General features: G+C 41.6%; 15 protein-coding genes. 9 read left to right on the top strand and 6 right to left on the bottom strand.

The window, feature by feature from the left end; all coding sequences use genetic code 11:
- Nucleotides 1-29 precede the first annotated feature (29 nt).
- The 3 genes from J3455_RS17335 to J3455_RS17345 are packed head-to-tail and all read right to left on the bottom strand — an operon-like array spanning nt 30 to nt 1,824.
- The gene (locus J3455_RS17335) at nt 30-629 is read right to left on the bottom strand and encodes a hypothetical protein (protein WP_349562110.1); all 600 of its coding nucleotides are present in this window, start codon (nt 627-629) and stop codon (nt 30-32) included.
- Nucleotides 619-1,170, bottom strand: coding sequence for an RNA polymerase sigma factor (locus J3455_RS17340; RefSeq protein WP_178927319.1), 552 nt, complete (start codon nt 1,168-1,170; stop codon nt 619-621). The genes J3455_RS17335 and J3455_RS17340 overlap by 11 nt, the downstream gene beginning before the upstream one ends.
- A gap of 6 nt (nt 1,171-1,176) precedes the next feature.
- The gene (locus J3455_RS17345; RefSeq protein ID WP_130050813.1) at nt 1,177-1,824 is read right to left on the bottom strand and encodes an energy transducer TonB; all 648 of its coding nucleotides are present in this window, start codon (nt 1,822-1,824) and stop codon (nt 1,177-1,179) included.
- A 118-nt stretch (nt 1,825-1,942) separates the two neighbouring features.
- On the opposite strand from J3455_RS17345, the gene J3455_RS17350 reads away from it, so the two are divergent.
- Nucleotides 1,943-2,449, top strand: coding sequence for a DUF3087 domain-containing protein (locus J3455_RS17350; protein ID WP_130050814.1), 507 nt, complete (start codon nt 1,943-1,945; stop codon nt 2,447-2,449).
- Between the two features lie 9 nt (nt 2,450-2,458).
- Complete coding sequence (locus J3455_RS17355; RefSeq protein WP_167659072.1) at nt 2,459-2,908, top strand: low molecular weight protein-tyrosine-phosphatase; 450 nt, start codon at nt 2,459-2,461, stop codon at nt 2,906-2,908.
- Nucleotides 2,909-3,098: 190 nt separating this feature from the next.
- On the opposite strand, the gene J3455_RS17360 is transcribed toward J3455_RS17355, so the two are convergent.
- The gene (locus tag J3455_RS17360; protein ID WP_167659071.1) at nt 3,099-4,172 is read right to left on the bottom strand and encodes an energy transducer TonB; all 1,074 of its coding nucleotides are present in this window, start codon (nt 4,170-4,172) and stop codon (nt 3,099-3,101) included.
- 543 nt (nt 4,173-4,715) lie between these two features.
- Here J3455_RS17360 and J3455_RS17365 point away from each other — a divergent pair.
- The 6 genes from J3455_RS17365 (at nt 4,716) to csrA (ending at nt 10,794) form a co-directional block, all read left to right on the top strand.
- Entirely contained in the window at nt 4,716-5,342 is a 627-nt protein-coding gene (locus J3455_RS17365; protein ID WP_130050817.1) for a GTP cyclohydrolase II, read from the top strand.
- 78 nt (nt 5,343-5,420) lie between these two features.
- Nucleotides 5,421-6,215 carry a BPSS1780 family membrane protein gene (locus tag J3455_RS17370; protein WP_130050818.1) on the top strand — a complete coding sequence of 265 codons (795 nt, stop codon included), beginning with the start codon at nt 5,421-5,423 and terminating at the stop codon, nt 6,213-6,215.
- The gene (locus J3455_RS17375; RefSeq protein ID WP_130050819.1) at nt 6,215-6,667 is read left to right on the top strand and encodes a regulatory protein RecX; all 453 of its coding nucleotides are present in this window, start codon (nt 6,215-6,217) and stop codon (nt 6,665-6,667) included. Before J3455_RS17370 ends, J3455_RS17375 begins: the two co-directional genes overlap by 1 nt.
- 17 nt (nt 6,668-6,684) lie before the next feature.
- A complete protein-coding gene (alaS, locus tag J3455_RS17380; RefSeq protein ID WP_348709243.1) occupies nt 6,685-9,285 on the top strand; it encodes an alanine--tRNA ligase in 2,601 nt (866 codons plus the stop codon).
- A gap of 6 nt (nt 9,286-9,291) precedes the next feature.
- Entirely contained in the window at nt 9,292-10,509 is a 1,218-nt protein-coding gene (locus tag J3455_RS17385; RefSeq protein WP_178927316.1) for an aspartate kinase, read from the top strand.
- 93 nt (nt 10,510-10,602) lie between these two features.
- Complete coding sequence (csrA, locus tag J3455_RS17390; protein ID WP_036970495.1) at nt 10,603-10,794, top strand: carbon storage regulator CsrA; 192 nt, start codon at nt 10,603-10,605, stop codon at nt 10,792-10,794.
- Nucleotides 10,795-10,821: 27 nt separating this feature from the next.
- Here csrA and J3455_RS17395 read toward each other — a convergent pair whose 3' ends face one another.
- Nucleotides 10,822-11,289 (bottom strand): YcxB family protein, encoded by a 468-nt coding sequence (locus tag J3455_RS17395; RefSeq protein WP_130050822.1) that lies wholly within the window; start codon nt 11,287-11,289, stop codon nt 10,822-10,824.
- Between the two features lie 123 nt (nt 11,290-11,412).
- On the opposite strand from J3455_RS17395, the gene J3455_RS17400 reads away from it, so the two are divergent.
- Complete coding sequence (locus J3455_RS17400; protein WP_349562111.1) at nt 11,413-12,336, top strand: hypothetical protein; 924 nt, start codon at nt 11,413-11,415, stop codon at nt 12,334-12,336.
- 280 nt (nt 12,337-12,616) lie between these two features.
- Here J3455_RS17400 and J3455_RS17405 read toward each other — a convergent pair whose 3' ends face one another.
- Nucleotides 12,617-12,808, bottom strand: coding sequence for a hypothetical protein (locus J3455_RS17405; protein ID WP_054551284.1), 192 nt, complete (start codon nt 12,806-12,808; stop codon nt 12,617-12,619).
- Between the last annotated feature and the right edge of the window lie 9 nt (nt 12,809-12,817).

The raw sequence follows: 12,817 nt of genomic DNA on the forward strand, positions 1-12,817 counted from the left end.
AGCTGACGGCTGAGAGCTGACCGCTGCTTTTAAGCTTTACACTTTTCCGCCTCATGGGTTAACTGTTTGAGTGCGATGATTTGGCCTTGTTTGTTTTGGTCTAGAGCCAGTAGATCACCTTGGTGAATGTGGGTATCGAGGGTGCCGTGTTTTTGTAGCTCTTTAAGGAGTGATTGTTTTATTTGTACAAGGACATTTTGCTCGCAGTCAGCGATATACCAGTCGTTATCAACGCTTACTAAACGCCCTGTGAAGCTGGTGCGGGCTTGGTGATTTGCAAGTGCTTGTTGGTAGTTAGTATCTAGGTTTTGTTTTTGTTGTTTAAGGTTGCTCACATAGCTGCCTTTGGCGTCGAGTTCGTGTACCTCAAGCCATTGATAATCTGATAAATCTACCGCATAAACATCGGTTAACTCACGGTTGTTGTATTGCAGCATGACAAAACCAAGAATGGCTAAAGCAGCAAAAACTCCGGTCATTTGTAGGCCTAAAAAGCGCTGTGGTGTTGGTGTGGCTGACTGTGGCTTTGACATTTTTGAAAGCTCGTCGCTGCTTAAGCTGTGCTGTGCTTTACGCTTTTGAAAATGTGCTTTTAAATCAGCATCGAATTGCTCGTCGTTACGCTTCATGATGGCCTCCTAGTTGTTGTTTCAGGTTTTGACGGGCATATCGCAGCCGAGTTTTAATGGTCTCTGGGTTACTTTGTGTGATAGCAACAATATCTTCGAGGCTAAAGCCTTCTTGTTGTAAGGTCAGCGCTTCACGTTGTACAAAGCTAAGCCCCATAAGTGCTTTATCAAAGGCTTCGTAGTCGTAGTGATAACTTGTATCCTGAGATTCAGTAAAGAGTTGGTTGTCTTCTAACTCAACGAACTTTTGTTGCTTACGAAATTCATCAATTAATAAATTACGTGCTAACCGGAAAAGCCACGCTTTTGGGTTGTTCTGATCATTGTAAAAGTCGCGTTTATCAATGACTTTTAACCAGGTTTGCTGGCATATATCAAGGGCCAGATCTTTATCACTCTGAGTGACTAGGTAGTGATAAAGATCGTTCCCGTATTGAGCAACGAGTTGGTTAAGGTAACGGTTGTCGCCCGTTTTGGCATACTGCGCCAAACAATCTGTGTTTGGCTTGTCAAATAACCATGTCTTGATGCTCATTAGCATAGGCAGTTATCCATCTATTTTAAAATCAAGTTGAACACTTTGGTTTGCTTGTAATTGTGCCACACCTTCAACAACTTTAGGGCGATATTTCCAACGTTTAATAGCGCGAATTGCTTCACGGTCAAATACTCGCTTAGGCTCAGCATCAATAATAACAGGGTCAATCACTTCACCAGTCGGTGAAATGCTAAAGCTAATTTGCACCCAGCCTTCAATGCCATCACGAGCTGCTACTGGTGGGTACTTAGGGTTTATGCGCACAATTGGCGTTGCATCTCCCGTTGGTTGATTAATGCTTTTGCTTAGCGTGTCGCCAATGTTATCGAATGTCATCGTTGGTGTTAAATCTGCTACCACAACTGTATCAGGGTTATCAATCGCTGGGCGTGGTGGCGTTTTTGGTGGCATTTTTGCAGTTGGTGGTGGCGGCAGTGTTTGCTTTACTTGTACTTTTGAGTCTTTGGGTACTTCATAAATTTCAACCGTGATATCTGGGCCTGTTTTTACATCGGCTCTTTGCTCAGCAGAAATTAAGTACTGCATAAATGCAAATGCTGCAAAGGTCATGACACCGCCGCCAATAATTGCTGCGGTTGTCTTTAAAGCCGCCTTGCTGTTATTCAAGCTTGCTGAGTTTAGTGGTAAAGTATGCATAGCCGTTCCTCTTTGGATAATTGCTTTCATAGCTAAAACGGCTGGCAAATAAAAAAGGGGTGAAATTTTTTTCACTTTTTATTTCTTCACTAATTTTAGTGTGACTTTTTAGGTTGTTATGAAACTTATTCAAATAGACAAAGCACGTTACCGTAAACATTTAAACCAAGTGATTATTGCCTGTGTAATTGCTTTAGCCATTGGCAGTTTAGCTATTTCACAAACGCTAATTGCGTTATTCCCTGACTCAAGCGGTAGTCATTTTCATTGGAACCTATTAGGTGTTGTTGTGTGTAGTTTGCTGGTGGGCTTTGTGCTTAATAAATACCGCAATCATGATTACATGACTGAAATAGTGTATGTGTGGGAGCTTAAAAAAGCCCTTAATAAAATCACCCGTAAAATGCCTAAGTTAAAAGCAGCAGGGCGTGAAGGCAATGCAGATGCTTTATTAGCAATTCAATACAGCTATGCTGGTTCGCGTTTGTTATGGCAGCTCGATGACAACACCATTACCATGGATGAGCTGGCAATTAAGCAGGCAGAGCTTGATAATGTTGCAGATAAATACAATCTTACTCTTGATGCAGAACGTTATGATGAGTCAATCTTAAAGCAATTTTAAGGACGAATAATGAAAAAGATTTTGATTGTTTGCTTAGGCAACATTTGCCGTTCACCTACTGCTGAAGCGGTACTTAGAAGTCGTGCTAAGGCGCTGGGTGTCAATGTCAAAGTTGATTCTGCTGGCACCACTGGTTACCACCAAGGTAATCCTCCAGATTCACGCTCAAAAGCAGCAGCTGAAAAGCGCGGTTATAGTTTTAAAGGGATTTATTCGCGACCAGTGGCTCAAGCTGATTTTCATGAGTTTGACTTAATTCTCGCAGCCGACAAGCAAAATCTTGCTGATTTACATGCCATGTGCCCAGAGCACTTAGAATATAAGTTGTCGCTGTTTTTAAGTCATGGTGATGCAGGAGAGAGCGAAATCCCCGATCCCTATTATGGTGGCGATCAAGGCTTTGAAAAAGTACTCGATTTAATTGAGGACGCAGCCGATAACCTGCTTAAAAAGCTATGATACCAATCCGCAATAATACTTAATCATTTTGAGGGATTAAACCTGTCGCTATCTACGTTAAAAATTTCTGATTTAGAACAACTAAATAACGAAATTTTTGCCTTGCTATCAACGAGGTTTTCTTGCCTCAAAATAGATCACTTAATAAAGCGAATTGGTATAAAAAAGGGTCGCACTGCGACCCTGTTATTTAGTTGTTGATTTTAAAGTCTAATTGCACCCGAGAAGTCGCAGCAATCGCTTGACCGTTTTCAAACTTAGGGGCATAACGCCATTGTTTTACTGCTTTAATCGCTTCTCTTTCAAATGCAGAGCCACCCTCAGAACCTACCACAGTTATGTTGTCTACAAAGCCAGACGGGGTTACTTCAAACTCCATTACGACACTGCCATCTTCCATACGTTGAACTTTTGATTTTGGATATTTAGGATGCACGCGGTATAGTGGTTCTTGTTCTTGGCTCTCTTTCCATGGCACCATTTTCGCTATCGCTAAGCAATGTTTAGTTGCTTCGTCGCTTTTACCTGTTTTTTCGTATAAGTGAACTAGCTTTGAATGGGCGTTTAATTCGGTTTGATGATCAAAGTCTAACTCTTGATCAAATACACTAACTACGTGATTTAAACGTTCAATGGCGGTGCTGTATTTACGTTGATTTTCTGCAAATGCGGCAACTAAAAAGTCTGCACTGATCCGATCAACTGCGTTATTTGGTAAGTTTTCTTGGTAGTACTTATCGGCTTCTTCAAGATATTCCTTTGCTGTGTAATAGCGCTCGCCACTACCTTTGTAAGCGAGGATACGAGCGGCGGTCATTTTTGCATCTGCAACAAGCTTGGCTGAGTTTTGTTTTTCAGCAATAGCAATGACATCATCAAGATATGTATCAGCACGCTTTGCTGAGGGAGTTGATTCTGCCATGCCGATTAATGAGTCATACACTTGTACACTTAGCTTGCCATGGTTTTGTTCTAGTATTTCGTAGGCTGTACGATATAACTCAAAGCGTTGTTCTTGTTTGTATTCAGCAAGGCTGTTTGCATAGTTAATAGCAAGATTAGCGGTGTTGTCGGCGCTTTCTCCATAAATTTCTTTGCCAAGCTCAAACGCTTTTTTGGCAAGCTCACTACTGTCTTGCTTATTTTCTACAGCGGCGACATAAGCGCGGTAGGTCTCGTTAAATTCTTGGGTGGTCGTTTCATTGGCAATGCCTTGCTGGCTAAACAGTAGTGTAATGCATAAGGCAAGTGAGCTTTTTTTCATAATAGTCCTTATTATTTTGCCCAGAGAAGGGGGGATTAATACTTGTTGATGATAATTATTATCATCATTAGGTGCAAGGTAGCAAATTACACTCGATGTGTCACTGTTAAGGTTTAAGGTACGAAGTATGATTCGTTGAACTGATGATTGGCAGGCTTAGTTGCAGGGCGCTACAAATTAGCACGAAGGCTTTTTTCATAACATTCCCTATTATTGTTGTTTTTATTAATGGTTTGAAAAAAGGCTTAGCGGTTTATTGAGATTAAACTAATCTATTTTTTCGAATATTTGCAAAGGTTTATTAAGTAATTTTTTTAATTCAATAGCCTAGCTGTAGAGGGTAGAGCTTTTAAGGTACTTTATTAGCGCCACTAAAGCGAGGCGCAAAGCTCGTATCTTGGGGTGGTTTGAGTGTATAATACTTGAATTGCTGGTAACTGCCTCAATATTAGTTATCACTCGTCGTATGTTGCATCCTTACAACCTTCAAGCTGTTGTAATCACATTTGCAGTATCGCATTTATTTTTTAATTTGGATTTGTCGTGGCGCAAGTAAGAGCAAGAGTCCAGCTGAATGTTGGCAAAAACAGTGATATCCCTGCAGAAATCGTATCTTTCAGTGGCTTAAAAGATGGCCAAGAGCATGTTGCTTTAGTTTTTAATCAAGCCGACACAGAGCAAGACGTACCATTAATTCGTATGCATTCAGAATGTTTAACGGGAGATGTATTTCACTCGTCTCGTTGTGATTGTGGTGAGCAATTAAATGAGTGTATCGAAATGATGCACCAGCAAGGTGGCATCTTATTATATTTACGCCAAGAAGGCCGTGGCATTGGTTTATACAATAAAATTGATGCGTATGTATTGCAGTCACAAGGCATGAATACTTACGAAGCGAATAACCACTTGGGTTTTGCTGACGATTTGCGTGACTTTTCAGACGCAGTGTTAATGTTAGAAGCGCTTAACTTAAATCACGTTAAGTTAATGACAAACAACCCAAATAAGCTTAAAGCACTGCGTGATGCAGGCATTGAGGTTGAGTCGGTGGTTGGCACTCATGCACACATCAAAGCGGGTGTGGTAGGTAACCGAGCTTACCTCGAAACGAAAATCAAACATGGCTCGCACATGCTTGATATTAAAAAAATTAAAAAGCCTGAGTAATTTTCACTATAGGTGACTATAAACAAGTAGCGCACCCAGTTATACTCGGTGCGTTTTGTTGTTATTGAATGAGAAACTATGTCGATCGAAGTACGTATTTTTAAAGCAGGTGCAGGCGTTAAATGGTTTAAAGCTGGATGGGAAATCTTTAAGCTGCAACCGTTTACCTTTATTTTAATGCACCTGCTAATCGTGATAATTAGCTTTTTGGCATTGCTGCTACCTTTACTGCAAGTTGTTGGTGCATTTGTAACCCCGTTTTTGATGGCTGGTTTTTATCAAGCTGTATTAACAAAACAACAAGGCGGGACTATCAGCCAAGCTGATATCTTTAAGCCGTTTAGTAATAAAGGAAACCGTATAGGTTTAGTGCGCGTTGCAGTGTATCAGATGGCAGCAGGTATTTTATTAGCCTTACTTTCTAATTTCATTTTTGCTGATGCTTACGCAGTTATTTCGAGCCAGACTTTTGATCCGCAGAACCAAACACACATTACAGATTTATTGGCAACCATTTCAATGGGGCAAGTTGCGGTATTTCTATTGGCTATCTGTGTGTATCTAACAGCTTTTGCTTATGCAGTGCCATTGGTTTACTTTCAAAAACAAAGCAATATGTTTCAGGTTTTAAAAACCTCATTCATGGTGTTTTACCATAATATGGCACCACTGAGTGTTTATGGTCTAATTTGCGCCGTTTTAATGGTAATCTGTATTCCTTTATCATTTATTCCTCTATTGGTTTTAATGCCAATTTGTTACATTAGTTTCTTTGTGTCTTTTCAGGCTATTTTTATGCCGGTTGTGCCAAAAGGTGATGACCAAACAAAAGCACCTGAAGCACAGTCACAATCAGGACGCTTTGACGCGTAATGGATGATAAAGAACAAAAGTTAAAGAATTATGTACTTTGGTTACTGTCTCGACAAGATTATTCGCGTCGAGATTTAACACGAAAGTTACTGCAAAAAGAGGCGTCGCCTGAGTTCACAGAACGCTTGTTAGACTGGTGTGAGTCACACAACTTTATCAACGAACAGCGCTACTGTGAAGGGTTTGTACGCCGCCATTTAGCTAAGTATCATGGTGCAAAACGCATTCAGAGCGAAGCAATGGCAAAAGGGATAGACCGAGCATTATTAGATAAGACGCTCGAGGAGTTCGAAGTCGATTGGTTCGAACTCGCGCAGGACGCATATTTAAAGAAGTTTTCAAATTCAGGTAAAGAACTCGACCATAAAGAAAGAGCGAAACGTGTACGCTACTTGATGTATCGAGGCTTTAATTACGAACAAATTGATTTTGCAATGCAAGCACAGCAATAAACGGGTGAGATTTTCACATGCAGCATATGACTACCGCACAGATCAGGCAACAGTTCTTAGACTTTTTTGCCTCTAAACAACACCAAATTGTTCCTTCAAGCTCGCTGATCCCGGGTAACGATGCCACGTTATTATTTAATAACGCCGGTATGGTGCAATTTAAAGATGTATTTTTAGGTGCCGAAAGCCGCCCTTACTCACGTGCGACCAGCTCACAACGTTGTGTGCGTGCAGGTGGTAAACATAACGACCTAGAAAACGTAGGTTACACTGCACGTCACCATACATTCTTTGAAATGTTAGGTAACTTCAGCTTTGGTGATTACTTCAAGCAAGACGCAATCAAGTTTGCGTGGGAGTTTTTAACTGATGTTGTAAAACTACCGCAAGAAAAGCTACTAGTAACCATTTATCACGATGATGAAGAAGCCTTCAACATTTGGCATAAAGAAGTGGGTCTAAGTGAAGATCGCATTATTCGCATTGCAACTAGCGATAACTTCTGGTCAATGGGTGATACGGGTCCTTGTGGTCCATGTTCTGAAATCTTTTACGATCACGGTGAAGAAATTTGGGGTGGTCCTCCTGGCTCTCCAGAAGAAGACGGTGACCGCTTCATCGAGATCTGGAACCTAGTATTTATGCAGTATAACCGCCATGCCGACGGCACAATGGAACCTCTTCCTAAGCAGTCTGTTGATACAGGTATGGGTCTTGAGCGTATCTCTGCAATTTTACAAGGCGTTCACTCAAACTACGAAATCGATTTATTCCAAGCACTTATTGCCGCTGCGGCTAAAGTAACAAACGCGCAAGACTTAGATGATAAATCACTACGCGTTGTTGCTGACCACATTCGTTCATGTGCGTTCTTAGTATCTGATGGCGTTATGCCATCAAACGAAGGCCGTGGCTATGTGTTACGTCGTATTATTCGTCGTGCAGTTCGTCACGGTAATAAGCTAGGCGCGAAAGGTGCGTTCTTCTACAAGCTAGTTGCTGCTCTAATCGAACAAATGGGCCAAGCGTACCCAGAGCTTGCTAAGCAACAAGAAATTATCGAGAAAGTACTACGTATTGAAGAAGAGCAGTTTGGTAAAACACTTGAGCGTGGTCTTACTATTCTTGAAGAAAGTCTTACTGACATCAAAGGTGATGTGATCCCTGGCGACTTAGTGTTCAAGCTTTATGACACTTACGGTTTCCCTGCTGACTTAACAGCAGATGTGGCGCGTGAGCGTTTCATGACGATTGATGAGCACGGCTTCCAAGAATGTATGGCTGTACAGCGTAAGCAAGCACAGCAAGCTGGTAAGTTTGGTGCTGATTACAACCAACAACTTAAGTCAGAAAAACACACTGACTTTAAAGGCTACGATGCAGAGCATTACACTGGCACTGTGGTTGAGCTTTTCTCTGAAGGTCAATCAGTTTCTGTACTTGAAGATGGTCAAGAAGGTATCGCAATCTTAGACCGTACACCTTTTTATGCTGAATCTGGTGGCCAGGTTGGTGACACGGGTGTGTTAAAAGTCGCTGGTGGTGAGTTCGTAGTCACTAACACTACTAAGCTTGGTAACGCATTTGCGCACCACGGTCGTGTTCAAGGACGTATTGGTACAAATGATAAAGCAGAGGCAACAATTGATGCAGCACGTCGCGATAGCATCAAGAAAAACCACACTGCAACACACATATTGCACGAGACGTTACGTCAAATTTTAGGTGAGCACGTAAATCAAAAAGGTTCACTTGTTGACCCTGAGCGTTTACGTTTTGACTTCTCTCACTTTGAAGCGGTAACAAAAGACGAATTACGTCAAATCGAGCGCGCAGTGAATGATGAGATCCGTCGTAACTTTGCTCTTGAAACTGAGCTAATGGCTATTGAAGATGCCAAAGCAAAAGGTGCAATGGCATTATTCGGTGAAAAATACGACGACGAAGTTCGCGTAGTAACCATTGGTGATTACTCAATTGAACTATGTGGTGGTACTCACGTTAAGCGTGCTGGTGATATCGGCTTATTCAAAATTGTGTCAGAAAGTGGTATCGCGGCAGGTATTCGCCGTATCGAAGCAGTAACAGGTGCAGAAGCTGTTGCCTATGTTAGTGAGCAAGAGCAACAGCTAAATGATGTTGCAGCGCTAGTAAAAGGTGATAGCAGCAGTGTACTTGAAAAAGTGACAGCATTACTTGAGAAGTCAAAAGGGCTTGAGAAGCAAATTGCCCAGCTTAACGACAAGCTAGCAAGTGCGGCAGGGGCATCGTTACTTGACTCTGTAGTTGAAGTGAATGGTATCAAACTTCTGGTCGCTGATGTTGCTGGTACTGAATCTAAAGCACTACGTGGCATGGTTGATGACCTGAAAACTAAGATTGGTTCAGGTGTAATTGCTCTTGGTGTAGCCAATGGCGATAAAGTAAGCCTGATCGCGGGTGTAACTAAAGACCTAACAGGTAAAGTGAAAGCTGGTGAGCTTGTAAATCACATGGCTGCACAAGTAGGCGGTAAGGGCGGTGGTCGTCCTGATATGGCACAAGCAGGTGGTACTCAGCCAGAGAACCTTACTGCAGCCTTAGAAAGTGTAACTGGCTGGTTAACTGAGCGTTCTTAATCACTAGTGGCACTTATCGTCCAAAAATTCGGTGGCACCTCAGTTGGCTCAATAGAGCGAATTGAGGCCGTCGCCGACCTTGTTGTAAAAACTAAGCAACAAGGCCACCAAGTTGTGGTAGTGCTTTCGGCTATGTCGGGAGAAACTAACCGTCTTATTGAACTCGCTAAACAAATCGATTCTCGACCTAGCGCTCGTGAGCTTGATGTATTGCTGACCACAGGTGAGCAAGTCTCAGTCTCTTTATTGGCAATGGCTATCATTAAACGTGGTCATTCAGCGGTAAGCTTACTTGCCGATCAGGTTAATATTCGCACCGACAATATGTTTGGTAAAGCGCGTATTGAAGAGGTTGCTGCGACTCGTCTAAAGCATGAGCTTGAGCATAACCGTATTGCCATAATTGCAGGCTTTCAGGGGCGCGATATTGAAGGTAATATCACCACGCTCGGTCGCGGTGGTACAGATACTTCTGCGGTTGAGATTGCAGGTGCTGTCAATGCGGATGAATGTCAAATTTACACCGATGTTGATGGGGTATACACCACTGATCCGCGTATTGAACCAAATGCGCGACGTATGAGCCATGTTACCTTCGAAGAGATGCTTGAAATGGCCAGTCTTGGGGCTAAGGTTCTGCATATTCGCAGTGTCGAAGCCGCAGGAAAATACAATATACCGCTCAGAGTGTTATCGAGTTTTAACCCGGATCAAGGAACCTTGATCAGTTTTGAGGAACCGGATGTGCAAGCAAACATTGTGTCGGGTATCGCCTTTAATCGTGACGAAAGTTTGATTTACGTCAATGGCGTGCACCAAGGGACGGAAAACCTTGCAAAAATATTGAAACTTTTCGCAGAATTCGGCATCGAAATAGATATGATTAATCAAGTTAATCATAACTTTGAAAAAATAGACTATGCTTTTACTGTGCACACGAATGATTTTGAGCAAGCGCTCGAAATTCTGACCAAAAACCAAGGTGGTATCAGCGCAGAATCTATTAAAGGGGTCAGCAATGTTGCCAAGGTGTCTGCTGTAGGTGTAGGGATGAAATCTCACTCTGGTGTGGCAAGCTTATTTTTTAATGCGCTTGGCGAAGAAAACATCAAAGTGATGCTTGTATCGACATCAGAAATAAAGATATCAGTTTTAATTGATGAAAAATATTTAGAACTGGCTGTACGTGCACTACACAAAGTTTTTTTAACTGAAAATGAATAAGATCTAGAGTTTTTACTTACTTTTAAGTCTAGATTTCATTAGAATGTTTTTGACGCGGAATCTTTTAATTTTTTGGAACATGGGAGCAAGAGAATGCTAATACTAACTCGTAGAGTAGGTGAAACCCTTATGATCGGTGACGAAGTAACAGTTACTGTTCTTGGTGTTAAAGGAAATCAAGTTCGCATTGGTGTAAATGCACCTAAAGATGTATCAGTACATCGTGAAGAAATCTACATGCGAATCCAAGCAGAGAAATCTAACCCAAATCCGGGCAATGTTTAATCAGCGATAGATATTTTTAAGAGCCACTCATTGAGTGGCTCTTTTATTTAGTTCAGCTGTTATTTCATCATTTAGCGCTTGTTTAGAAATATATTGCATACCGCGCTGCGCCTTTAAAATATAACCTCGCTCAGTTTCAATAATCTCACTAATTTGTTGCCAGCTTAATTGGTAGCTTTTATGTGGGTTTTCGGCCTTCACTCCTTCATCATCAAAGGTGATGGTCACTTCGCTACCTGATGCTCGGCTCATCATTTGTCTTGCGACCCACCATGGGCGCTTGTAATAAAACGATAAACACTCAACGACAGCAAGCATAATCATAAAGCTGCCCAGATAATGGTTCTCTAATTGATAAAAAGCTAATAAGCCTAAGGTTATTAACAATGCCAACAGCGGGTATTTAGGCTTGGCTTGTGATGAATAAGGTAAAGACTCATCAAAGCATTCGTAATAATACGGTTTATCTAGTGTGTAATTTGTACTTAATGTCATTCTCAGACTCACTTATTCGACTGGCAGCAGTTTAACATTGATAGAAAAAAACTGCCGCAGTTGGTTTTCATTTAGTTGTCATTATGAGAGCTTAAGGTATCTGTATTTTTAGGGGTAAGTTGTATGTTTGTTAGTTCAATGTCATTAGCGCTTGCAATGACTTCAAATACTTTTTTAGTTATGGGCGATATGCCATACACCCCGATTGATGAAATTAATCTCGCAAATGACGGAAAAGTTACTAAGGCAATCGCTGCAACACCCCATGGCTTTTTAATGCACCTTGGCGATATGAAATCAGGAGCGCTTGCTTGCACGAATAAGCTTTTGCAAACTAATAAGGCGTTATTAACATCGCTGACTACGCAGCCTTTTATTTACACCCCAGGTGATAATGAGTGGACAGATTGCGACCGCGTCACATTAACTCCTCAATTTGATGAGCTCGAACGGCTAAGTTTTGTTAAAGGCTTAATGTTCGACGATGCTTATAGACAAAAAGCAAAACAATTACAGGGTTATTTAACACAAGCTGAAATGCTAGAGAATGCTCGTTGGCAATTCGATGGCATTGAGTTTCGCACCTTACATATACCAGGTACTTTTAATGGTCGCTCGCAAATTTTAAAAAGTGACAAAAGCGCAGCACTTGATGCAGCCGACAAACGTGATAAATACAATTTAATTTGGTTAAAACAAGCACTCGTTCAGCAAGATGCTAAGGCGTATGTGTTTGGCTTTCAGGCTGATATTTACCACCCGACCAGTAAACCAGTTTGTAGTGAATCACAGCGCTCAAACTGTGATGCTTTTAAAGTATACCGTGATGCCATTAGTGACTTCGCAAAGCACACCAATAAGCCTGTGTTAGTGATGCATGGTGATACAGGTCCATACTGTAAACAACAGTTAGCAAGTAACTTAACACGCTTGAATGTACCTGGTGATTTTGCTATGAGTGATGTAGCAAAAGTGAGCTTTGTTGATGGGAAGTGGCATATAGCGAGTGTAACAACAAATGAACCCCTCACAACGGGTTGTAAGTGAAACCCAACAAGTTAGCGAGTTTCTAGGGGAAAGAGTAAAGTTGCGAGCTTCTAGAGAAAGGAGCTATCAGCTTTCAGCCGTCAGCTATCAGATTAAAACAAAAGAGCCTGTAGGTTGGGTAGAGCGGAGCGAAACCCAACAAGTTAGCGTGTTTCTGGGGGAAAGAGTAAAGTTAGCAAGCTCCTTGACACAAGCAGCAGGCAGCCTGGAGTTGCTAACTTGCTAACTTGCATACACAAAAAAAGCGACACTTGGCCGCTTTTTTCATAAAGTGTTGTGATTAGCAGTTAGTTTCTTCTGCGTTAACACCTTCTTTTACTTCTTCACATGCGTCTTCAACAGCATTTTGTGTATCAGTAATTGCTTCATCAATACGCTCACCTGCATCTTCTGCCGAGTTATCTTCACAACCCATGATGAATAGACCTGAAAATAGAGCGATAGTAGCGGCTTTCAAAGTTGAATTTTTCATAACGAAATT

The sequence above is a fragment of the Pseudoalteromonas sp. NFXS39 genome (assembly GCF_040148775.1).
GTDB lineage: Bacteria > Pseudomonadota > Gammaproteobacteria > Enterobacterales > Alteromonadaceae > Pseudoalteromonas > Pseudoalteromonas apostichopi.